Consider the following 19277-nt stretch of genomic DNA (forward strand, 5'->3'; position numbering starts at 1 on the left):
CGGCGGCCTGCCACTGCCGGCGCCAGACTTGGGAATGTTGATCGGGGTGATCTGCGGATACGGTGTCGGCGTTGCAGTACCGGGCGAGCCGGGTTGCGGCGCCGGGCTGAGCGGAATCGTCTGTTGCGCCTGCGCTGCAGTAATCGTGAGCGCGGCCAGGGCAATGACCGTTAGAATGGTGCGCTTCATCAAGGGCTCCGTTTGGCCTCTAGTCTGCGCTCAGGCTACTCCCAACGGGCCTGCTTGCCTTCCCCCTTGTAGAGATTTCCATGAAACGTTTCGTTCTGCTCGACACCACCCCGATCCCTGAAAGCGGCGGTGCCCTGTGCCTGTTCGAGTATGGCGAGGATTTCGTCATCAAGATCCAGGGCGGCGACGGCGGGCAATTGATGAACACGCGCATGCACGGTTCCGAAGATGCGCTGGCCGAGATTCCGTGCCGCAAGGTCGCTGGGCGGCCGGATTCGCGGGTGCTGATCGGCGGCTTGGGCATGGGTTTCACCCTCGCCTCGGCGCTCAAGCATCTGGGCAAGACCGCTGAGGTGGTGGTCGCTGAACTGGTGCCCGGCGTGGTCGAGTGGAACCGTGGCCCGCTCGGCGAGAAGTCCGGCCGGCCGTTGCTCGATCCGCGCACCGTCATCCGTCAGGAAGATGTGGCCAAGGTACTGCAAAGCGAACCGAACGGCTTCGACGCAATCATGCTCGACGTCGACAACGGCCCCGAAGGCCTGACCCAGAAGGCCAACAGCTGGCTGTACTCCGCCGCTGGCCTGAATGCCTGCGCCAAGGCATTGCGTCCGAAAGGCGTACTGGCGGTGTGGTCGGCCAGCGCTGATCGGCTGTTTTCCGACAAATTGAAGAAGGCCGGTTTCAAGGCCGAAGAGGTCCAGGTCTTCGCCCACGGCAACAAGGGCACGCGGCACACAATCTGGATTGCCGAGAAGCTCAAGGGCTGAGCTAAACTCTGCGCATAACCGTCATTAGTCTTTTACAAAGGTGAACCCATGAGTTCGTCCACCCCAACCAATACGTCGAAGCTGGATCGCATCCTCGCCGACAACCAGCGCGACAAGGAAATGGGCTATCGCGACAAGGCCCTGAAGATGTACCCGCACGTCTGTGGCCGCTGCACCCGTGAATTTTCCGGCAAGCGCCTGAGCGAACTGACCGTGCACCACCGCGATCACAACCACGACAACAACCCGCAAGACGGCTCGAACTGGGAATTGTTGTGCCTGTATTGCCACGACAACGAACATTCGCGGTATACCGATCAGCAGTACTTCAGCGAAGGCTCGCTGAGCACGCCGAAGATTGCCAAGGCGACGCACAACCCGTTTGCCGCCCTCGCCGGGCTGATGAAAAAAGAAGATTAATGATCTTCATCGCCTGAACTGGCCCCATCGCTGGCAAGCCAGCTCCCACAGTGATCAGGCTCGTTCACAAATTTTGTGTGTATCCAGGAAACCTGTGGGAGCTGGCTTGCCAGCGATGAGGCCGGGCCAGACACCGCAGATCTCGAATCTGCCCGCACTCCCCCAATCCCCGTATAATCGCGCTCTTTTTTCCCGAAGGCACCCCGCTCGTGGCAGACAAACGGTACAGCTGCATTGGTTTGTATAACCCCAAATCACCGGAGAACGTCGGTTCGGTGATGCGCGCCGCAGGCTGCTATGGCGTGGCATCGGTGTTCTACACCGGCAAGCGTTATGAACGCGCCGCCGATTTCGTCACCGACACCAAGCGCGTGCACTACGACATCCCGCTGATCGGCATCGACGATCTGAAAAAGATCCTCCCGCTCAACTGCGTACCGGTTGCCGTAGAACTGGTCGAGGGCGCCCGCCCGCTGCCGGAATACACCCACCCGGATCGCGCGCTGTACATCTTCGGCCCGGAAGACGGCTCGCTGGATAAAGAAATCCGCGACTGGTGCGAAGACGTTGTGTACATCCCGACCACCGGCTGCATGAACCTCGCCGCCACGGTCAACGTCGTGCTCTACGACCGCATGGCCAAAGGCTTGAACACCCGCTCCGGGCCAAAATTCCGCTAAAGCGTCGAATATCCGATGGAACAAGCTGGCCGCTTGCGCAGTCAGCTTGTTTATCCATTATTCATTGCCTGGAGAAAGATCATGACCGAGCTCAAACGCGTCGAGCGTATCGAATCCACCCCGTTCCAAAGCCGTTCCGAGCAGAACGTCGAAGGCTGGGAGCGTATCGGCTCATTGGCCGGTGGCGTGATCATGGTCGGCAAGGGCCTGCGCCGTGGCGGTGTGTTCGGTCTGATTCAGGTGGCGATCGGAGGCGTGGCCATGGCCCGCGGGATTACCGGGCACAGTTCGGTGAAAAGCCTGATCGAGAAGAGTCGTCAGGACATGAACAACGTGCGGGCGAAGATCGAGCGTGCCGGGGAAGAATTGAGCAAGCTGAAGGCGAATGCCGAAGCAGCGACCAGCTCGGCGACGGTGACCGGCAATGATTCAGTGAAATCGCCGAAAGCCGGGGTTTAAAAGCACAAGATCGCAGCCTGCGGCAGCTCCTACAGGCAAACGCACTCCACATGTAGGAGCTGCCGAAGGCTGCGATCTTTTGCTCTTTATTGCAGTAACTCGGTATCAAGGACTTTCGAAGACTCGCCGAGCACACTCTCAGCCAGTCGCACAAACTCTTTAGTACTCACCGTCCCCAAATGCATCGCACCCCGCAACACATCATCCAGCGAGCGCTTGTTACGCGTTTGCAGACGAATCTCGCGATCTAGTTCCTGCAACAAAATCACCGCTTTTGACACCTGCGCCGTGCTGATCTGCGCGCCACGCAACGTCGTGACTTTCTGACTGTCCTTGGCCAGTTTCGCCTGCAAACTCTGATAGCGCTCATCACTCATGCCACCGGCGCGGCGCACCAGTTCGATCGCGTAATACTCGGCAAAGCCTTCGCTGATCCAGTCGCTGCGCTGCTCGTCATTGATCCGTCCGAACACCTGCGCCAGCTCCCGCACCAATGCACTGCTGCCGCTTTCACTGACCAGCGGCAATCGGCTATTCACGAAGATCGATTCATGCGCGCCAAGGCTGCCACGCCACATCGGGTCATTGGCGCCGACGATCAACAGTTTCGCCGGATGCCGTGGGTAAACCGCCTGCACCTGCGGCCAGACGAATGTCAGCAACGTCAGCACGTCCATGCGGCGCATGCCCTGCCCTTGCGGCGAAGCCACGGTGACTTCGGTTTCGCCCAGTCGCGTGCGGCGACTGCCGAGGTGGCCGGCGAGCATCCAGCCGGTCGGGCGGTCGAACAGCCGTGACGGGTTATCGATGCGGAATTTGTTTTTGCCGATACGTGGCCACGCGGTTTCGACGCTTTTCCAACCGTCGGGCAATTCGAATTGCAGGCGCGCGACCAGTTCGGTGCCGTCCTGTTGATCGAGTTTGGCCGGCGGCACCAAATCGTCGCCGCGCATCAACGCCCAACTCGGGGTCATGCGTGTGTCGAAGCTGCCGTTCTTGCGACCGTGGCTAATGCGTACGCGGTAGGTCAGGCTGGCCTTGTCACGGGTCGGCCGCCAGACGCCGCGAGCGTGTGTGCCCGGCGTCAGCAGCCATTGGCCGTCGGCCTTGAAGTCGCTGTAATGGCTGCCGTCGCCGAGGTCGAAATCGAGGCTGCGCACGGCTTCGCCTTTGGCCAGGGTCAGGCGCACTTCGGCCTGATCGCTTTGCGGCAACAGGCGCACGTGGTAATCGAGGTCGACTTTCTGCGCCGCCCATACCGGTGCGCTCAGCGCCAGCAGTACGACGAGCAGCGCCTGAGGCAATCCCACAGCCATACACACTCCTTGTGGCTAGCGAGCCTGCTCGCAGGCCCGAATGATCGGGAGCAAGCTCCCTCGCTACAGATTGTTCAGTTAACCCGCGCGGAAAATCAGGTGATCTTCCCAATCGTCTTCCGGCACGCTGCCCTCGGCGAGCATGCGCCCGGACTGGGAAATCCGCTCGCGGTGCACCGCGTCACGGTCGCCGCAGACCAAGTGATGCCACAGCGGCAGGTCCTTGCCCTCGCTGACCAGACGATACCCGCAGGTCGGCGGCAGCCATTTGAACTCTTCGGCCTGGCCCGGTGTGAGCTGAATGCAGTCGGGGACAAACTTGATGCGATTCGGGTAGTCGCTGCACTGGCAGGTGTTCAGGTCGAGCAGTTTGCAGGCGATGCGCGTGTAATAGACGCTGTTGTCTTCTTCATCTTCGAGTTTTTGCAGGCAGCACAGACCACAGCCGTCGCACAGCGATTCCCATTCCTGGTGATTCAACTGATCGAGGGATTTGTGTTTCCAGAACGGTTCGACTTCGGCGGCCATGGCTCAAGCATCAACATCAGGTGGTGAAAAGGCCGCCAGTCTAGTGCCCAAGGCCTTGTCGGCCAAGCGCTGGCGACTATCGGTTGCACAGGGCTTGTCAGCTTTTGCGCAGGCAAGTAGTTTTGCCTGTCGCAAGGAGCCCTGCCCCAGTGCCATTAACGCTCGACCGCGTTACACGCCGGTGAACCCTCAGGCTCGGAAAACCCTCATCGTTCAGCGCAACTGATCCCGCCGGGTTTTCGTTCGAATCTCTTATTCAACCGTAGCAAGGAATCTCTCGATGAGTGCCAACCCTCGTGTTGCCGAATACGCCATTCACCCGCAATTCACTGACCGCTGGTCGCCGCGCGCTTTCACCGGTGAAGCGATCCCGGAAGAAACCCTGCTGAGCTTCTTCGAAGCAGCGCGCTGGGCACCGTCGGCGTACAACTCGCAGCCATGGCGCTTCCTCTACGCCCGTCGCGACACGCCGAACTGGCAGCGTTACCTGGGCTTGCTCAATGAGTTCAACCGTAGCTGGGCGCAGCATGCCTCGGCACTGGTAATCGTGATTTCGAAAACCACCTTCACTGCTCCGGGCGCGACGGAAGAAACGCCAGCACTGTGGCACACCTTTGACACGGGTTCGGCGTGGGGCCATCTGGCGCTGCAAGCGAGTCTCAGCGGCTGGCACACCCACGGCATGGCCGGGTTCGATCAGGAGCTGACGCGCAAGGAACTGAATATTCCGCAAGGTTATGCGCTGCATGCGGCGGTTGCGGTGGGCAAGTTGGGTGACAAGGCAACGCTGGCCGAGTACCTGCAAGCGCGCGAAGAACCGAGCCCGCGCCGCCCGCTGAGCGAACTGGCAGCTGAAGGCGACTTCACCCTCTAAAAGCAAAAGATCGCAGCCTTCGGCAGCTCCTACAGGAGTTGATCGTTCCCACGCTCTGCGTGGGAATGCAGCCCGGGACGCTCTGCGTCCCATGGGAACGCGGAGCGTCCCTTGAGGCATTCCCACGCAGAGCGTGGGAATGATCTGAAGCGAGGGGATCAGTAGCCGCGATTGAAATCCACTTCCCCGCGCAACGCCTCGCTCGCCTGATACGCCTTCAGGTTGTCGACAAACAACTGCACCATCAACGACGGCGACGTCGGTGCCGAGCTGTGCCCGGTCAGCAGCAAGCCCCACGCGGTCCAGAACGGATGCCGTTGTGGCAATGGCTCCTGACGGCAAACGTCGATGACTGCACCGGCCAGATGCCCTTCCTTCAAGGCTTCGACCAGATCCGCATCCACCACCGCCACACCGCGCCCGGCGTTGATGAACAACCCGGTCGGCTTGAATTGCTTGAACAGCGCCGCGTCGTAGATATCGTGGGTGTGCTCAGTGTTCGGCAGCAGATTGACCACGTAATCAACTTCGCCGACCAGACGCGGCAGATCCGCCATCGAACCGACTTCGACAAACGGCGCCTGCTCGCGGGCACTGCTGGCGATGCCGTACAGCTCGACGCCGAACGGCAGCAGAAACTGCGCCACGCTCTGGCCGATGTCACCGGTGCCGACGATCAGGACTTTGCGCCCGACCAGACTCTGGCCGGTGCGGTTATCCCACTTGCGCTCGACTTGGCTGACCAGCCGCGCCAACACTTCGCGCTCGTGACCGAGCATGTAGGTCAGCACGTACTCGGCCATCACCTGACCGAAAATCCCCACCGCCCTGGTCAGGTGATAATCGCGGCGCAAGCCGTCGGCCAGCAGCGGCGTGATGCCCGCCCAGGTCGATTGCAGCCATTGCGGTTGATGGCCCTGCCGCAGCAGGGTTGCCAGCAGATCCGGTTGCCCCAGCCACACCGGGCAATCCGTCGCCAGCCGCGCCAGTTCGGCAGAGTCGCCGCTGGTCAGCACTTCAAGCTCGGGCGCTGCCTGACGCAGCAAGCGGGCGTATATCGCGTGGTCGTGTTCAGCAATCAGAACGCGCATCTTCAAACCTTTCGCAAACCGTGCAGACGGCCACCGGATTTCGGTCGGCCATCGCGGTAAAAACAGTTCCAGGGTTAACCGAGGCCCAGAATAGAGCCTCGCGGATCAGACCGGGTCGTTGCGTCGCAGCAACTCTTCGGGCAAGTGCTCGATGTACTCGTCCTCGGCCGGCGGCATTTGCAGGTGGTAGCCCTGCTTGTCGAGGTTTTCCAGCACCACAACGATGTCTTCACTGGCCAGTTTACGCTCGGGCGTCAACACCAGACTGAAGGTAAATATGGCTTTGCCGAAGGCCGCCATCAGGGCCTCGGGCACGCGTTCCAACTCATCGCTCTTGAGCACATAGAGATACATGCCCTTGCGCTTCGAGCTTTGGTAAATAGAGCAAATACGCTTCAAGGCTGTTCTCCGGCGGTGGCCAGGCTGTCGAGCAGCGTCTGGCCCATGAGTTCGCGGCGCCAGCCACGCAACGACTCAGGCAATTGGTAAGGACCCTCGGGATAGCCACTTTTGACCAGGGCTTCGAGGGTTTTCTTGCGCAGCATCAGTTCCGGCGCGATGTCCAGACGCTCGGCCTCAGCCTGACCCAATGCACGCAGCTGTTTGATCAGTGCAGCGGCTTCGACCGGCAACGGCTCCGGCACAGCGGGCGGCCATTGATCAGGCCCCACACTGCCAGAGCGCTTGATCAGATCAAGCAGAAACTGGCCGTCCTGACGCACGGTACGCGGGTGCATGTCTTCGATTTTGCCCAGCGCCGCGAGATTGTCCGGTTGCGTGCGGGCCAGCGGCCACAGCGAGTGCTCGCGGACAATGCGGTTGCGCGGCAGGTCACGGGCACGCGCCTCCGTTTCACGCCAGGCGCACAGCTCACGCAGTACCGCCAGTTGCGCGCGGGAGAGTTTCCACGCCAGTTTGGCGTCGCGGTAAACCTCGTATGGATCGGTTTCGCGGCGCAGGTTGGCGACCAGTTCGGCACCGTCCTCCAGCACCCAGGCGAATTTGTCGTCAGACAGTTTCGGTCGCAGTTGTACGAAAACTTCCGCCAGATGCACGGCGTCTTCGGCGGCGTAGCTGATTTGCGTGTCGGACAGCGGGCGCTGCAACCAGTCGGAACGGGTTTCGCCCTTGGGCAATTCAATGCCGAGGACTGCCTGCACCAGCCGCGAGTAGCCCATCGAGAAACCGAGGTTCAGGTAAGCGGCCGCCAGTTGTGTGTCGAACAGCGGCGCCGGCAGGCTGCCGGTCAGGCGCAACAGCACTTCAAGGTCTTCACTGCACGCGTGCAGGACTTTGAGCACCGCCGGGTTCTCCAGCAGCGCCGCCAGCGGTTGCCAGGCGTTGATGGTCAACGGATCGATCAGGTAGGCGCGTTTGCCGTCGCCGACCTGTAACAGACCGGCAATCGGGTAGAAGGTGTCGACCCGCATGAATTCGGTGTCGAGGGCAACGAACGGCAGCTGCTGCCACTCGGCGCAAAACTGCGCGAGGCTTTCGTTGTCGCGAATCCAGTGAATATCGATGGCCACACGGCTCTCCCTTGAAGAATGGCGCGCAGTATATATCGCCACTGGCGATTTACGCGCCTGCGAAGGGCAAGAGCTGTAACGAAATGTCCTGCCCAAGGGAAAGAATAGTCTTACACGCGTTGCAGGCAGAGCCATTACCAGTAGGAGCTGCCGCAGGCTGCGATCTTTTGATCCTGTTTTTAAGGGCAAGAGCAAAAGATCGCAGCCTTCGGCAGCTCCTACAGGGGGCGGGTTCAGTCCTTGGCTAGCACGCCGTCGATCACCGCGCCGCGGCACCCGGCGAACAGGTCCAGATCGGGCTGATAGACCGAGCTCTTCACTTCCAGCAGGCCAAGCATCGAGTGGAACAGGTTGTCCTGACTCAGCGGTTTGTCGCGGCTCATCTGCAGGCAATGGGTGTCGACCGAATAGGCCTTCTGATAACTGTCACTGAACCACGCCAGCATCGCGACATGCTTCTGTTGTTCCGGCGCCAGCATGTAAGGCGTGCCATGCAGGAACAAGTTGTACTCGCCCAACGATTCGCCGTGGTCCGACAGATACAACATCGCGGTATCGACTTTGTCCTGATTGCTGCGCAATACATCGATCAGGCTCGACAGCACATGGTCGGTATACACCAGGGTGTTGTCGTAGCCGTTGACGATACTTTCGCGGCTGCAATTGTTCAGTGCGTTACTTTCACAGACTGGGGTGAAGTGCTCGTACTCCTTCGGATAACGCTTGAAATATTCCGGGCCGTGGCTGCCCATCTGGTGCAGCACCAGCACGGTATCTTTGTCCAGATGGTCGATAAAGCTCTGCAAACCCTGCAACAGGATTTCGTCGCGGCATTCGCTGTTGGCGCACAACGCCGGGTCTTTCAAGTTGCTGACATCCTGCAGCGTGACCCGATCGCAAGTGCCTTTGCAGCCGGACTGGTTATCGCGCCAGATCACATCGATACCGGCACGCTGGAGCACATCGAGCAGGCCCTCTTCATTCTTCGCCTTGCTCGCGTCGTAGTCCTTGCGGCCCATGTTGGAGAACATGCACGGCACCGAAACCGCGGTTTCCGTACCGCAGGAATGCACATCGGTAAAGGCGATCAGCCCGGCTTCCTTGTCCAGTTTCGGCGTGGTGTCGCGGTCATACCCGAGAATACCGAAGTTCTCGGCACGAGCGCTTTCACCGACCACCAGCACGGTCAGGGATTTGCGCGGCTGAAGTTTCAGGTCGGGATTGCGCTGGGCGTCTTCGCCGATCTTGATGAACGGTTGCTGCGCCGATACCACTTGCTCACGCAGGTAACCGGCCGACGCGCCGATGTAGTTGCTCGGCACTAGCATCAAGCGAATTTCGTGGTGATTGCGAAACAGCGAAGACAAGCCCTGATAGTTGGCCAATGCCACCCCACCAATAACCGCTACCGAGGCCACACTGACAATAACTTTGCTGATCAATTCACGGTGCCAGCGACGATAATTGACCGGCACTTTCCACAATAACCACGACGGTAAAACACCGAGCAACAACATATAAAAAAACAACTTCAACGAGAGCAGATCACGCACTTCCGTTGCATTGGTCTCGGCAAAGTTACGGAACATCCCGGCATCGATCATGACGCCATATTGACTCATGAAATACGCCACGCCGGCGCTGATCAGAAAGATCAGGGTCAACAGCGGCTTGAGCAGCGGACGAAAGGCCAGAAAGGTCAGTACGATGTTGAACGCCGCCAGGATCATCAGCCCGAAAGCCACGCGCATGGCGATACCCTTGCCATCGGCGGCAGTGATCTCGAACAGATGCTGCCAAAGGACAAAGTTGCAGCCGATCAAAAGAAAGGCGCTGGCAATCAACGTCACCCATTCCGGGCGCACGGCTTTTAACTTCAACATAAAGGTGGGCTATTCCTGAAAAGACTGGCCACGGGTTAATTGTGAAAAATTCATTAACCAAGGCATGACAAACTTTAGGCAGGCAACCATCAATTTTTTGTGAAAAAGACGCCAACGATTAGTTGGCGCCGAATTATTCAGCAAAAACTTAACCGTGTAGGAGCTGCCGAAGGCTGCGATCTTTTGATTTTTGTTTTTTAACAGCAAGATCAAAAGATCGCAGCCTTCGGCAGCTCCTACAGGGGCGGGGTATTTGATTTTTAGGCACGGGCGTGGATTTTCTGGTTTGCCTGGCTCTGCGGGTCGCGCGCCTAATCCTCGACCTCAGGTATCAAAGGTTTGATGATGGAAAACGTGCGCACCACCTCCCGCTCCACCGTCTGGCTGATGCTCGCCATTGTGTTGGTCGCGGTGAATCTGCGGCCGTCGATGGCGGCCATCGGGCCATTGCTCTCGGCAATTCGCGGCGATATTCCATTGAGCTTCAGCCTCGCCTCGCTGCTGACCATGCTGCCGGTCATGGCGATGGGACTGGCGATGTTTTTCGCTATCGGCATCAGTCAGCGTCTGGGCGAACAGCGCACGGTGCTGCTGTCGCTGCTGATCATTGGTCTGGCAACGTTGGCGCGGTTGTTTGTCGACTCTGCTGCGCAATTGATTGCCAGCGCTGTGCTGGCAGGTGTGGGCATCGCGCTGATTCAGGCGTTGATGCCGGCGCTGATCAAATCGCGTTTCGCCGACAACGTGGCGCTGTGCATGGGCTTGTATGTCACCTCGATCATGGGCGGCGCAGCGATTGCGGCCTCGTTCGCACCCTTGGTGATGATGCAAACCGGCAGTTGGCGTGTGGGCCTGGCCATCTGGGCCGGACTGGCGCTGCTGGCCCTGGTGTTCGGCTGGACGCAGCGCGCCAACCTGCCGCCCGCCACGCCCCGGGTGACAAAAAAAGAATCCTTTTTCGGCAATTCCCGCGCCTGGTTACTCGCACTGTTCTTCGGTTTGGGGACGGCGTCCTACACCTGCGTGCTGGCATGGTTGGCGCCGTACTACGTGGAAAAAGGCTGGAGCGAACAAAACGCCGGCCTGCTGTTAGGTTTTCTGACGGCCATGGAGGTAATTTCCGGTTTGGTGGTGCCCGCCATCGCCAATCGCCGCCGCGACCGGCGCGGGGTGCTGATGGCCCTGCTCGGGCTAATCATTGCCGGCTTCTGTGGGTTGATCCTCAGCCCGCAGCACCTCAGCCTGCTTTGGCCGTGTCTGCTGGGCCTGGGCATCGGCGGGTTGTTCCCGATGAGCCTGATTGTCTCGCTCGATCACCTCGACAACCCGCAACGTGCGGGCGGCCTGACGGCGTTCGTGCAGGGCATTGGCTATCTGATTGCCGGCCTCTCGCCGCTGATGGCGGGTATGATCCGCGATCAACTGGGCAGCTTCGAGTGGGCGTGGTGGTCGTTGACTGCCGTCATGGTGGTGATGCTGCTGATGGTGTTGCGCTTCGATCCACGGCACTATGCGCGGCATTTTTCCTGATCGGGCTAAAGGCTTCTGGCCATCTTTTCGCGGTTTGAAGCATGACGTCGTGTTGCTAAAACTTTCTGTCCCACAACTGTCCGTGAAACGTCCTACAAGGCTTTGTCCTGGCACCATCGTTCCGCTAGGATCGTTCGCACACGTTTGCGCGGATTCAGCGCAAGGAGCACAGCGGGACGGAATGGATGCTGAACAGTAACTTGCTTCGAAAGCTCGACATGCAGGATCTCATGGTGTTTATCGCCGTTTATGAGCAGAGCAGCGTCACCGATGTGTCGGAAACGCTGTGTGTCAGTCAGTCCACGGTCAGTTACTGCCTGAAAAAACTGCGCACCAGTTTCGAAGACGAACTGTTCATCAATACCCGCACCGGCATGCGCCCGACCTACAAGGCCAGCAGCATGTACGGCCATGTGCAGAAGATCCTCGAAAGCATCAATTTGTGTCACGCCGGTGCCCCGGTGTTCGACCCGACCCAACAAGCGGTCACCTTCAATATCTGCGCCCCGGAATACTTCGAGCAATTGATCCTGCCGCGCCTGTTGAAGCGCTTCGACTTCGATGATTTGCCGGTGATGGTCAACATGCACAAGTTTGAAACCGATGTGCCGGCAGATGAGTTGCGCGACGGCACACTCGACTTGGTGATCAGTTTCGGTCCCAACTTCCACCGTCATCACACCGACTTGAAATCGCGGATGCTGCTTGAAGATGATCTGGTCTGCGTCTTCGACAAACGCGCCACGCCACTGGAGCCGCGTCTGAGTCTGCAAGCCTTTACCGAACGTCGGCATGTGTTCCCGACGCCGTGGACGTCGACCACCAACATGGTCGACGGCTGGCTGGCGCGACAGGCGCAGAAGCGCCAGATCGTGGCACGTTCGAACAGTTACAGCGCAGCGTTGAAGATGATCACCGGCACTGACTTCATCCTCACCCTGCCCCGGCGCATTCAGCGTTTGCTGACCAATGAGGCGGTGTTCAATCACTGCGAGGCGCCAAACGGTTTGCCGGGCTTCACCCTCGACATGCAGTGGAGCCAGAACGTCGACCAGGACAGCGCCAACGTCTGGCTGCGCGAGCAGGTGATCAAAGTGTGCAGCGAACTGGAGGCAGTCTGATTCCTACGCGCCGATGGCGGTTTTGCTGTAGGACTCGCGATCAATGTCGACCAGCTCGACACACAACTGCACTTCGACCCCGGCCGGCCATTCGCAGAGATCCTGCAGCACGGCCAACAGACTTTGCGACAGCTGCTTTTTGATCTCGGGCGAACGGCCGCTGAGCAGCGCCAGCTTCACGTAGACAAAAGCGCGCTCGCTCATGGCAGTGCCGACCTTGAAGGTCTCGACCTTCACCGCACGGCTCTTGATATCGAACTCCGCTGCAAACTGACCGGACCCCACCAGGGTGTTGTTGAGCCGGATCAACGCGACGTCAGCGTTCAATTGCGGCAGGTTGGCGGTGTATTCCATGTGCAGATGTGGCATTGCAAGTCCCCGGTCAGTTGGCAGAAAGGTCGTACATATAGCACATGCGCCCCATCACCACCCCCTGCAGGAGCTGTCGAGTGAAACGAGGCTGCGATCTTTTGATCTCGAGATTTGAAAATCAAAAGATCGCAGCGTGCCGCAGCTCCTACAGGGGGTTGAGTGGCCGTTCGCTCATGAATTGCTCCAGCCTGGAGCGCAACCAGCGCTCCGCCGGATCACTGTCGACATGGCTGAGCCAGACCATCGACAGATCGAGCGTCGGCGTCTTGAACGGGAACGGCTCCTTGAACAGCAACCCGGAGGTGGCCATGGCGGCGGCGGTGTAATCCGGCAGGCTGGCAATCAGGTCGGTGCCGGCGAGCAATGCCGGCAACGCACTGTATTGCGGCACCGACAACACCACTTGGCGCGTGCGGCCGAGTTCCGCCAGCCACTCGTCAGCGAAACCGCTGACGTTGGCCGTGTGTGAGACCAGCACGTGCGGCCGCGCGCAATATTCATCGAGGGTCAGCGGTGTGTCAGAAGCATCGGCACGCAGGATGCTCGGCTGAATGTGCCGCAACAGTTTGCGCTTGGCATTGGCCGGCAGGCCACGGGTCTGGCTGATGCCGACGGTAATGTCGCCCGCCGCCAGCAAGTCGGGGATGCGCCAGTAATCGACGTGTTGCACCACAAACACCACATTCGGCGCTTCCTGGCGCAGAGCACGCAACAGCGGCGGCAGCAGGCCGAACTCGACGTCATCGGACAGGCCGATGCGAAAAGTCATGGTGCTCACGGCCGGATCGAAATCGCGGGTCAGGCTCAGCGCCACCGACAGCGAATCGAGCGCCGGCTTGAGATGACGGAAGATATCTTCGGCGCGGGCGGTCGGCTCCATGCGGTGGCCGACGCGGATGAACAGCGGATCGTTGAGCATCGTGCGCAAGCGGTTGAGCGCCGAGCTGATGGTCGGCTGACCGAGAAACAACTTCTCGGCCGCCCGGGTCACGTTGCGTTCGAGCATCAAGGTCTCGAACACCACCATCAGGTTGATGTCGGCCTTGCGTAGTTCATTGCGGTTCATCCATTGCCCCCTGCCCCCGGAATACCGGCAGTGTAGAAACGCACGGGGCCCGGCGTCCATAAACCTTTGCGCCGCCGACAGAGGATTCAGCGAACGGTCAGTGACTTCAACCCCAAACCCATCAGCCGCGCATCATCGTTCAATCCCAGGTTTCTGGGGCTGGTAGCGTCGGGCAAATGCAACTGGATATTCAAAACCCGCCCCTCCACCAATGTTTCCCGGATCGCCGCGCTCAGCGGGATTTCCAGCAAATTGCCCTGAACCTGCGTCAGACGTGTCGACAAGGCTTCAACCCCATTGATACTGACGATGACCCGCTGAGTCAGCTTGGGGGGCATGACGAAAGCCAGAACGTCGATCACGATCGAGGTGGTGCCCGGCGCTACACGCAGCGCAATTTCCGCGTCCTGGCCCTCACTCCAGGTGCCCCAGGTTTCCGGAGCAGCCCAACCTTTGACCAACTGACGGCTCTTGCGATTGAACGCCTGCACCAACCCCGGCTGGCTCAGGGGCACCAGTGACATCGCATGCCCCTCATCGACCATCGCCAGGCATTGAGCGCAGCGCTTCCAGCCAGGCGCCAGTACGACGAAGTCGTCAACCCTGGTCAGCAGATCGGTATCGCTGTGAACATTTTTGATCGCCAGTTCCAGCGAATCATCGTCAAGAATGTACAGCGAGTCAGCTTCGTATCGCCCAGTGCTCAGCCGGCGTTGCGCATCACGCTGGGCGTTGTCGAGCGCCTTGGGACTCATGCGCCCCATATAAACTGCGTCGGTCTTCAAGCCATGAGTCGCGGCAAAATCGGCAATGACCTGCCACTGATCTGTCTGGTTTTTGGGGCTCAGCACACGAATATTCTTGTAGTAGGCGGCCGCGTTGTTCCAGAACGGATTTTGCATCGGGCTGGCCCAAACCGAAGTTTGCGGCACCATTTTTGCCGCTCTCAGACCCGCCCAAGCGATGTGGCTGTCGACGACTTGCGCCGTCAGCGCCACCGCCAGCAGCCCCATGGCGATCACCGGTCGATAGCCGCGCACCACCAGAAACAGAATCAGCAACACGATGGCATAGAACACCGGCCAGAACATGCGACCCGATGCCCGGAAAATGCTCGCCAGTCCCTCGATGGCTTTCGGTAACGGGTAGCTGAACGTTTGTGCCCCCAGGCCGATTTGATTGGACAGCGCAAATACGGTCAACCCGATCATCGCCAGCAATAACCATGGCCAACGGCTGAGCAACGCCTTGACGCCGATCTTGCTTCGGACAATGGCAATACCCGCCAATGGCACCAGCAGCAGAACACCGAGCCCCAAATAGTTGAAGCCTTCGTAGTCCCCGCCGCCCTTCACAAATCCAGGCAGTACGTAAGACCACCCATCAGCGTCGAACAGGGATACCAGATTCATCCGATACCAACCGAAACCTCCACCGCCCGCCCCATCGACAATGCTGAAATAACCCGCTTGCCAACAACACACACTGACCAGGGCGAACAGACTGACAAACTCGACCAATCCCCAGCGGCGCGTCAGTTTACCGATCATGATTTTCCCAAGCAGATCAGCCACCCAAATCAATGCCACCATGACCAACAGATAGGCGTGCACCAGCGCCGTCGCGGCGAGTAACACGCCCCATGCCAGTCGTCGCCGTGCTAGCGCCGGGTGCAGAGCCAGATAAAGGGCGGCGAGGATCAGGAAATGTCCGGCAAGGGAGAGATGTCCGCCCGTGCGCAAAAACATCGGCGGCGAAAACACCAATAAACCGGCGCCTAACAGCCGCAGCACGGGGTTGTTGGTGATGAGACCGAGCAGCTTCCAGGCGAACCAGGCTTGCAGAACAAAACAGAGCAGCAGCCAGAATCCGAAATACTGGAACGTCTCCGGCAGCCAGCCGTTGAACGGTTTGAACAGCAGTGCCAGCAGTGGATTGGAGTCAGAAAAAATGATCGCACTGCCCAGCTCCAGCCCATAAGACGGGTTGAGCCCGAGCGGAAACGTCCAAGGGGCATGCCGGAAATACAACCAGCCCAGGTAATGCGTCGCCGGGTCGCCGTCCTTCAACCAGGCAATGTTCTGCGGATCCAGCGCGCGCGGGCCGATCACCAGAAAAAAAGCGAGGACTCCCAGCAGCAATGGCAGCAGCGCGAGGGCCGGATGCTTGTTCAAATCCCTCATCGATACGTCCAGAAGTTATGCAGCACAAAAGTGAATGCCGGAATCGTCAACGCCACGGCGACGATGCCCAGCAAATAGTGGAGCCCGGCCATTTGCGCGGCCCAGGCGACGAACATCGCCAACAGAAACCCACAGACCGACACCAGCAGAAACCGCAGCAGGGTTCTGCCCTGCAATCGCGCCGAGAAACTCCAGGTGGTGTTGATCACATACGACACCACCGTCGCCACGGCGAATGCCACGCCATTGGCGAGGGGTGGTAACGGACTGATGAAATTGATGAACGCAATGGCTACCAGCGCATGCAACGCCGTCACGAACAATCCGGTCACGGCAAAGCGCAAACCGCGTTGGATCAACGCCGTTTTTTGCGCTGAGGTCACGGCTTCTGCGCCAATACAAAAACGCTCAAACCGGCCAGACGATTGATGCCCATCAACGGCAGCTCAAGGCGACAAAGGGTCTTCAGCACCGTGTTGACCAGCGGGTGATGACGCTTGAGTTGCGAGCGCGGCGGTTGGTCTTGCGCACCTTGCGGCAACAAGCGCAACGCCGCCGCAATCGGGAACACCGCGCCGAAATAATAGGCGCCACGCTGCACCGTCAAACCGGCATCGCGGGCCAGTGTCTCGAACTGTGCCAGGGTGTAGCGGCGCTTGTGTTCGAGAAAGTCATCGTGACCGCTCCACATGAACTGGAACGCCGGCACGGTCATCAGAAAGCGGCTGCCCGACGGTACTTTATCGACATACATCTTGAGCAGGCCGAGGTCGTCGTCGACATGCTCGAGCACGTCCATCAACAGCACCAGATCGGCATCGAGGGTGTCGACACCGCGACGGTAATGCACCGGTTTGCCGGCGGTGGTTGCGCTGGAGTCGGCGGCATAGCTGATGTCCACGCACCACGCTTCCCGGGCATCGGTATGCGTGAGCAAATGATGGGTAAAAAAACCTGACCCCGCGCCCACATCGAGGATCCGCTCAATCGGACGATCCCCCAGCAAACGCCTGGTGGCGGCGGCTTTGGCGCAGTAATACCAATGCTCGTTGATGCTATCGCCGAGGATGTCGGTTTCCTTCAGATCCATGGGTCAATCCTTGGGGTCGTAGACGCGACGCACCAGATAAACCGGCCGGCGTTTGGATTCGATATAGGTGCGGCCCAGGTATTCGCCGAGCACGCCGATGCCGATCAGTTGCAGGCCACCGAGGAAGGTCACGGCCACCATCAACGAGGCATAACCGGGCATGTCGATACCGTGGATCAATGTGCGCACAACGATGAAAATGGCGAAGGCAAATGACACCAGCGACACCAGCGCCCCGACGTAGGTCCAGATCCGCAGCGGTTCGGTGCTGAAACTGGTAATGCCTTCGAGGGCGAAGTTCCACAGCCGCCAGCCGTTGAACTTGCTCTGCCCGGCCACGCGCTCCGGGCGCTCGTAATCGACGTGAGTGGTGCGAAAACCGACCCAGGCGAACAGGCCTTTCATGAAGCGCCGGGATTCGGGCAACGTCAGCAAGGCATCGACCACACAGCGATCCATCAGGCGAAAATCGCCGACGTTCTCGGGTAACGGTTGCTCGGCAATTTTGTTATGCAGGCGATAGAACCAGTGCGCCGAGGTCTGCTTGGCCCAAGTGTCACTACGACGGCTGATGCGGTGACCGAGCACGACCTCATAGCCTTCGCGCCAGCGTTCGATCATCAGCAAAATGATTTCCGGCGGGTCCTGCAGGTCCGCATCAATCGGCACTACGATCTGCCCGGTCGCCATCTGCAACCCGGCGGACAACGCCGCCTCCTTACCGAAATTGCGACTCAGGTCGACGATGCGCAGACGGGGATCGTGCCGTTGCCGCTCAAGCAGACGCTCAAGCGTGGCATCCGTGCTGCCGTCGTTGATGAACACCAGCTCAAGATCGATCAACGCTTGCGTCTGAAAGACTTCATTGATGCGCTGCAGAAACGTGTCAAGGCTGTCCTCTTCGTTAAAAACGGGGACCACCAGCGATAACGTCACCTGCCCGGCCTGTTGCGTTCCGTGCTCAGTCAAAGGAGTGCTCTTTTTATAGTGTTTGTCGGTCGCCGACTGATTTTCGACGCCATGAGCCGTCCCGTATTAAGCAGTAGCGTCGTCGCTGTTGCAAGGGTCAGAGGGCGTCATATTGGCCAATCCAGAGGCCTATTCCTGCGCTCTGGCTCGCGGTTCTCGGAAACATTCGCGAACGATTGGAAACAAATCCTCGATAGCCAAAAAACCCGCCTGCGCTAGGCTTGCGTCGATGCGCCACACAGGCTGTCGCACACACCCATCGCATGGAGCGAACTGAATGTATTTCGAGATTTACAGGCAATCCAGAGGCACCTCGAGCACCGGCAAAGGGCAATGGCGCTGGAGACTGCGCGCAGGCAACCACGAGACCATCGCCAGCGGTGAATCGTACGTGAACAAAGCGGATTGTCTGCACGTGATCGAGCTGATCAAAGCGGTACAGGGCGAAACCCCGGTCAAGGAAATTTAACCGCGAAAGCGAATGATTGGACGCACAGGGTGATGTAACCCTGTGAAATGCAAAAGCCCCACAGCCGTATGGTCTGTGGGGCTTTTTTATCCTCGGTGCGAACTGAGAGCATCAGGGCGACGCGCAAGTTTCGGCTCGACCACATGCCAGATCATGCATGCGCTTCACGGTCAAGAACATCAGCCACCCACTGATTGATACTTTTGCTGGCCAACTGCGCTTTGATCGCAACGGTTGCATGAAGTGCGGGAGCTAAACGCAGGCTCAGGTTTCCGGAGTAAGGCTTCTGAGGGGCTCGACCGAGCTTGGTGCAGGTATCCAGATAATCAATAACCGCTTCTTCAAAAGCTGCCCGAAGCTCTCTGACTGACTCCCCATGAAAACCTACAACATCCTTGATGCCGGCGATGTGACCAACGAACAGGCCGTCTTCATCGCTATATTCGATTCGGGCCGCATACCCGTTGTAATTCATCACATTCATGGAAAGACTCCTGCTTGTTCAAGGAAAGCCCGAGCATCACGAACCTGATAGGGCTTTGCTTCTTTGTCTGGATGGGGACGGTGGAAAGTCGCAACCACACCGCTGAGTTCAAATCGTACCCGTGATCCATTGCCCTCTACAGCTTTGGCGCCCTGCAGTGGTCTAATTTCCCCGGACACCCCGATAGGTGGAAAATACATCTATCGAGGAGTTATTCATGACCAAAAAACGCAGAGCATTCGACGACAGCTTCAAGC

At 59.1% G+C, this 19277-nt stretch carries 23 protein-coding genes; 8 read left to right on the forward strand and 15 right to left on the reverse strand.

The annotated features are described in order from the left end of the window. Positions 1 to 189: hypothetical protein (locus PMI37_RS26765; RefSeq protein ID WP_008087095.1), on the reverse strand; the 189-nt coding region annotated here is incomplete at its 3' end. Between the two features lie 80 nt (positions 190 to 269). Between PMI37_RS26765 and PMI37_RS26770 the strand changes: the two genes are divergently transcribed. From PMI37_RS26770 to PMI37_RS26785, 4 genes are all read left to right on the forward strand, one after another. Continuing rightward, on the forward strand, positions 270 to 956 hold the full coding sequence (locus PMI37_RS26770; RefSeq protein ID WP_007911335.1) for a spermidine synthase: 687 nt from the start codon (positions 270 to 272) through the stop codon (positions 954 to 956). A gap of 48 nt (positions 957 to 1004) precedes the next feature. Then, entirely contained in the window at positions 1005 to 1376 is a 372-nt protein-coding gene (locus PMI37_RS26775; RefSeq protein ID WP_007911336.1) for a YajD family HNH nuclease, read from the forward strand. Between the two features lie 209 nt (positions 1377 to 1585). Then, entirely contained in the window at positions 1586 to 2056 is a 471-nt protein-coding gene (locus PMI37_RS26780) for an RNA methyltransferase (protein ID WP_007911337.1), read from the forward strand. Between the two features lie 81 nt (positions 2057 to 2137). Then, complete coding sequence (locus PMI37_RS26785) at positions 2138 to 2515, forward strand: YgaP family membrane protein (RefSeq protein WP_008087099.1); 378 nt, start codon at positions 2138 to 2140, stop codon at positions 2513 to 2515. An 86-nt stretch (positions 2516 to 2601) separates the two neighbouring features. Here PMI37_RS26785 and PMI37_RS26790 read toward each other — a convergent pair whose 3' ends face one another. Both PMI37_RS26790 and PMI37_RS26795 read right to left on the reverse strand, forming a co-directional pair. Then, complete coding sequence (locus PMI37_RS26790) at positions 2602 to 3831, reverse strand: hypothetical protein (protein WP_008087101.1); 1230 nt, start codon at positions 3829 to 3831, stop codon at positions 2602 to 2604. 78 nt (positions 3832 to 3909) lie between these two features. After that, positions 3910 to 4359: a YcgN family cysteine cluster protein gene (locus tag PMI37_RS26795; protein ID WP_008087102.1), complete on the reverse strand. Its 450-nt coding sequence runs from the start codon at positions 4357 to 4359 to the stop codon at positions 3910 to 3912. Between the two features lie 280 nt (positions 4360 to 4639). Here PMI37_RS26795 and PMI37_RS26800 point away from each other — a divergent pair, with 280 nt between their 5' ends. Then, positions 4640 to 5233 (forward strand): nitroreductase family protein, encoded by a 594-nt coding sequence (locus PMI37_RS26800; protein ID WP_008087104.1) that lies wholly within the window; start codon positions 4640 to 4642, stop codon positions 5231 to 5233. 158 nt (positions 5234 to 5391) lie between these two features. Here PMI37_RS26800 and PMI37_RS26805 read toward each other — a convergent pair whose 3' ends face one another. The 4 genes from PMI37_RS26805 to PMI37_RS26820 all read right to left on the reverse strand — a co-directional run bounded on the left by PMI37_RS26805 (position 5392) and on the right by PMI37_RS26820 (position 9736). After that, positions 5392 to 6324, reverse strand: coding sequence for a D-2-hydroxyacid dehydrogenase (locus PMI37_RS26805; RefSeq protein WP_008087105.1), 933 nt, complete (start codon positions 6322 to 6324; stop codon positions 5392 to 5394). A 105-nt stretch (positions 6325 to 6429) separates the two neighbouring features. Then, complete coding sequence (locus tag PMI37_RS26810; protein ID WP_008087107.1) at positions 6430 to 6723, reverse strand: YcgL domain-containing protein; 294 nt, start codon at positions 6721 to 6723, stop codon at positions 6430 to 6432. Then, entirely contained in the window at positions 6720 to 7853 is a 1134-nt protein-coding gene (gene rnd, locus PMI37_RS26815; RefSeq protein WP_008087109.1) for a ribonuclease D, read from the reverse strand. The genes PMI37_RS26810 and rnd overlap by 4 nt, the downstream gene beginning before the upstream one ends. Before the next feature lie 233 nt (positions 7854 to 8086). Next, on the reverse strand, positions 8087 to 9736 hold the full coding sequence (locus tag PMI37_RS26820) for a phosphoethanolamine transferase (RefSeq protein ID WP_008087111.1): 1650 nt from the start codon (positions 9734 to 9736) through the stop codon (positions 8087 to 8089). A 345-nt stretch (positions 9737 to 10081) separates the two neighbouring features. Here PMI37_RS26820 and PMI37_RS26825 point away from each other — a divergent pair, with 345 nt between their 5' ends. Both PMI37_RS26825 and PMI37_RS26830 read left to right on the forward strand, forming a co-directional pair. Further along, positions 10082 to 11266 (forward strand): cyanate transporter, encoded by a 1185-nt coding sequence (locus PMI37_RS26825; protein ID WP_008087113.1) that lies wholly within the window; start codon positions 10082 to 10084, stop codon positions 11264 to 11266. A gap of 185 nt (positions 11267 to 11451) precedes the next feature. Continuing rightward, positions 11452 to 12387, forward strand: a complete 936-nt coding sequence (locus PMI37_RS26830; protein ID WP_008087115.1) for a LysR family transcriptional regulator — start codon at positions 11452 to 11454, stop codon at positions 12385 to 12387. Between the two features lie 3 nt (positions 12388 to 12390). Here the strand turns inward: PMI37_RS26830 and PMI37_RS26835 are convergent, their stop codons facing one another. From PMI37_RS26835 to PMI37_RS26860, 6 genes are all read right to left on the reverse strand, one after another. Then, positions 12391 to 12756 carry a 5-carboxymethyl-2-hydroxymuconate Delta-isomerase gene (locus PMI37_RS26835; protein WP_008087117.1) on the reverse strand — a complete coding sequence of 122 codons (366 nt, stop codon included), beginning with the start codon at positions 12754 to 12756 and terminating at the stop codon, positions 12391 to 12393. A gap of 148 nt (positions 12757 to 12904) precedes the next feature. Next, on the reverse strand, positions 12905 to 13825 hold the full coding sequence (locus PMI37_RS26840; protein ID WP_008087120.1) for a LysR substrate-binding domain-containing protein: 921 nt from the start codon (positions 13823 to 13825) through the stop codon (positions 12905 to 12907). An 86-nt stretch (positions 13826 to 13911) separates the two neighbouring features. Further along, positions 13912 to 16008: a DUF6311 domain-containing protein gene (locus PMI37_RS26845; RefSeq protein ID WP_008087122.1), complete on the reverse strand. Its 2097-nt coding sequence runs from the start codon at positions 16006 to 16008 to the stop codon at positions 13912 to 13914. Beyond that, the gene (locus PMI37_RS26850) at positions 16005 to 16391 is read right to left on the reverse strand and encodes a GtrA family protein (RefSeq protein WP_008087124.1); all 387 of its coding nucleotides are present in this window, start codon (positions 16389 to 16391) and stop codon (positions 16005 to 16007) included. Before PMI37_RS26850 ends, PMI37_RS26845 begins: the two co-directional genes overlap by 4 nt. After that, positions 16388 to 17098, reverse strand: coding sequence for a class I SAM-dependent methyltransferase (locus tag PMI37_RS26855; RefSeq protein ID WP_008087125.1), 711 nt, complete (start codon positions 17096 to 17098; stop codon positions 16388 to 16390). Before PMI37_RS26855 ends, PMI37_RS26850 begins: the two co-directional genes overlap by 4 nt. Positions 17099 to 17101: 3 nt before the next feature. Beyond that, positions 17102 to 18067 carry a glycosyltransferase family 2 protein gene (locus PMI37_RS26860; RefSeq protein ID WP_008087127.1) on the reverse strand — a complete coding sequence of 322 codons (966 nt, stop codon included), beginning with the start codon at positions 18065 to 18067 and terminating at the stop codon, positions 17102 to 17104. Positions 18068 to 18344: 277 nt separating this feature from the next. Here PMI37_RS26860 and PMI37_RS26865 point away from each other — a divergent pair, with 277 nt between their 5' ends. Then, entirely contained in the window at positions 18345 to 18536 is a 192-nt protein-coding gene (locus PMI37_RS26865; RefSeq protein ID WP_008087129.1) for a YegP family protein, read from the forward strand. 151 nt (positions 18537 to 18687) lie between these two features. Here the strand turns inward: PMI37_RS26865 and PMI37_RS26870 are convergent, their stop codons facing one another. Then, positions 18688 to 19020 (reverse strand): type II toxin-antitoxin system HicB family antitoxin, encoded by a 333-nt coding sequence (locus tag PMI37_RS26870; RefSeq protein ID WP_008087131.1) that lies wholly within the window; start codon positions 19018 to 19020, stop codon positions 18688 to 18690. Continuing rightward, entirely contained in the window at positions 19017 to 19220 is a 204-nt protein-coding gene (locus PMI37_RS31580) for a type II toxin-antitoxin system HicA family toxin (protein WP_081500547.1), read from the reverse strand. Before PMI37_RS31580 ends, PMI37_RS26870 begins: the two co-directional genes overlap by 4 nt. Between the last annotated feature and the right edge of the window lie 57 nt (positions 19221 to 19277).

It is taken from the genome of Pseudomonas sp. GM80, from assembly GCF_000282515.1.
In the GTDB taxonomy this organism is placed as follows: Bacteria; Pseudomonadota; Gammaproteobacteria; order Pseudomonadales; family Pseudomonadaceae; genus Aquipseudomonas.

What these genes read in the sequence shown, in the direction of transcription:
- PMI37_RS26770 (WP_007911335.1), top strand. Translation starts at nt 270, where the DNA reads ATGAAACGTTTCGTTCTGCTCGACACCACCCCGATCCCTGAAAGCGGC.
- PMI37_RS26775 (WP_007911336.1), top strand. Translation starts at nt 1,005, where the DNA reads ATGAGTTCGTCCACCCCAACCAATACGTCGAAGCTGGATCGCATCCTC.
- PMI37_RS26785 (WP_008087099.1), top strand. Translation starts at nt 2,138, where the DNA reads ATGACCGAGCTCAAACGCGTCGAGCGTATCGAATCCACCCCGTTCCAA.
- PMI37_RS26790 (WP_008087101.1), bottom strand. Translation starts at nt 3,831, where the DNA reads ATGGCTGTGGGATTGCCTCAGGCGCTGCTCGTCGTACTGCTGGCGCTG.
- PMI37_RS26795 (WP_008087102.1), bottom strand. Translation starts at nt 4,359, where the DNA reads ATGGCCGCCGAAGTCGAACCGTTCTGGAAACACAAATCCCTCGATCAG.
- PMI37_RS26800 (WP_008087104.1), top strand. Translation starts at nt 4,640, where the DNA reads ATGAGTGCCAACCCTCGTGTTGCCGAATACGCCATTCACCCGCAATTC.
- PMI37_RS26805 (WP_008087105.1), bottom strand. Translation starts at nt 6,324, where the DNA reads ATGCGCGTTCTGATTGCTGAACACGACCACGCGATATACGCCCGCTTG.
- PMI37_RS26820 (WP_008087111.1), bottom strand. Translation starts at nt 9,736, where the DNA reads ATGTTGAAGTTAAAAGCCGTGCGCCCGGAATGGGTGACGTTGATTGCC.
- PMI37_RS26825 (WP_008087113.1), top strand. Translation starts at nt 10,082, where the DNA reads ATGGAAAACGTGCGCACCACCTCCCGCTCCACCGTCTGGCTGATGCTC.
- PMI37_RS26830 (WP_008087115.1), top strand. Translation starts at nt 11,452, where the DNA reads ATGCTGAACAGTAACTTGCTTCGAAAGCTCGACATGCAGGATCTCATG.
- PMI37_RS26835 (WP_008087117.1), bottom strand. Translation starts at nt 12,756, where the DNA reads ATGCCACATCTGCACATGGAATACACCGCCAACCTGCCGCAATTGAAC.
- PMI37_RS26840 (WP_008087120.1), bottom strand. Translation starts at nt 13,825, where the DNA reads ATGAACCGCAATGAACTACGCAAGGCCGACATCAACCTGATGGTGGTG.
- PMI37_RS26845 (WP_008087122.1), bottom strand. Translation starts at nt 16,008, where the DNA reads ATGAGGGATTTGAACAAGCATCCGGCCCTCGCGCTGCTGCCATTGCTG.
- PMI37_RS26855 (WP_008087125.1), bottom strand. Translation starts at nt 17,098, where the DNA reads ATGGATCTGAAGGAAACCGACATCCTCGGCGATAGCATCAACGAGCAT.
- PMI37_RS26865 (WP_008087129.1), top strand. Translation starts at nt 18,345, where the DNA reads ATGTATTTCGAGATTTACAGGCAATCCAGAGGCACCTCGAGCACCGGC.
- PMI37_RS26870 (WP_008087131.1), bottom strand. Translation starts at nt 19,020, where the DNA reads ATGAATGTGATGAATTACAACGGGTATGCGGCCCGAATCGAATATAGC.
- PMI37_RS31580 (WP_081500547.1), bottom strand. Translation starts at nt 19,220, where the DNA reads ATGTATTTTCCACCTATCGGGGTGTCCGGGGAAATTAGACCACTGCAG.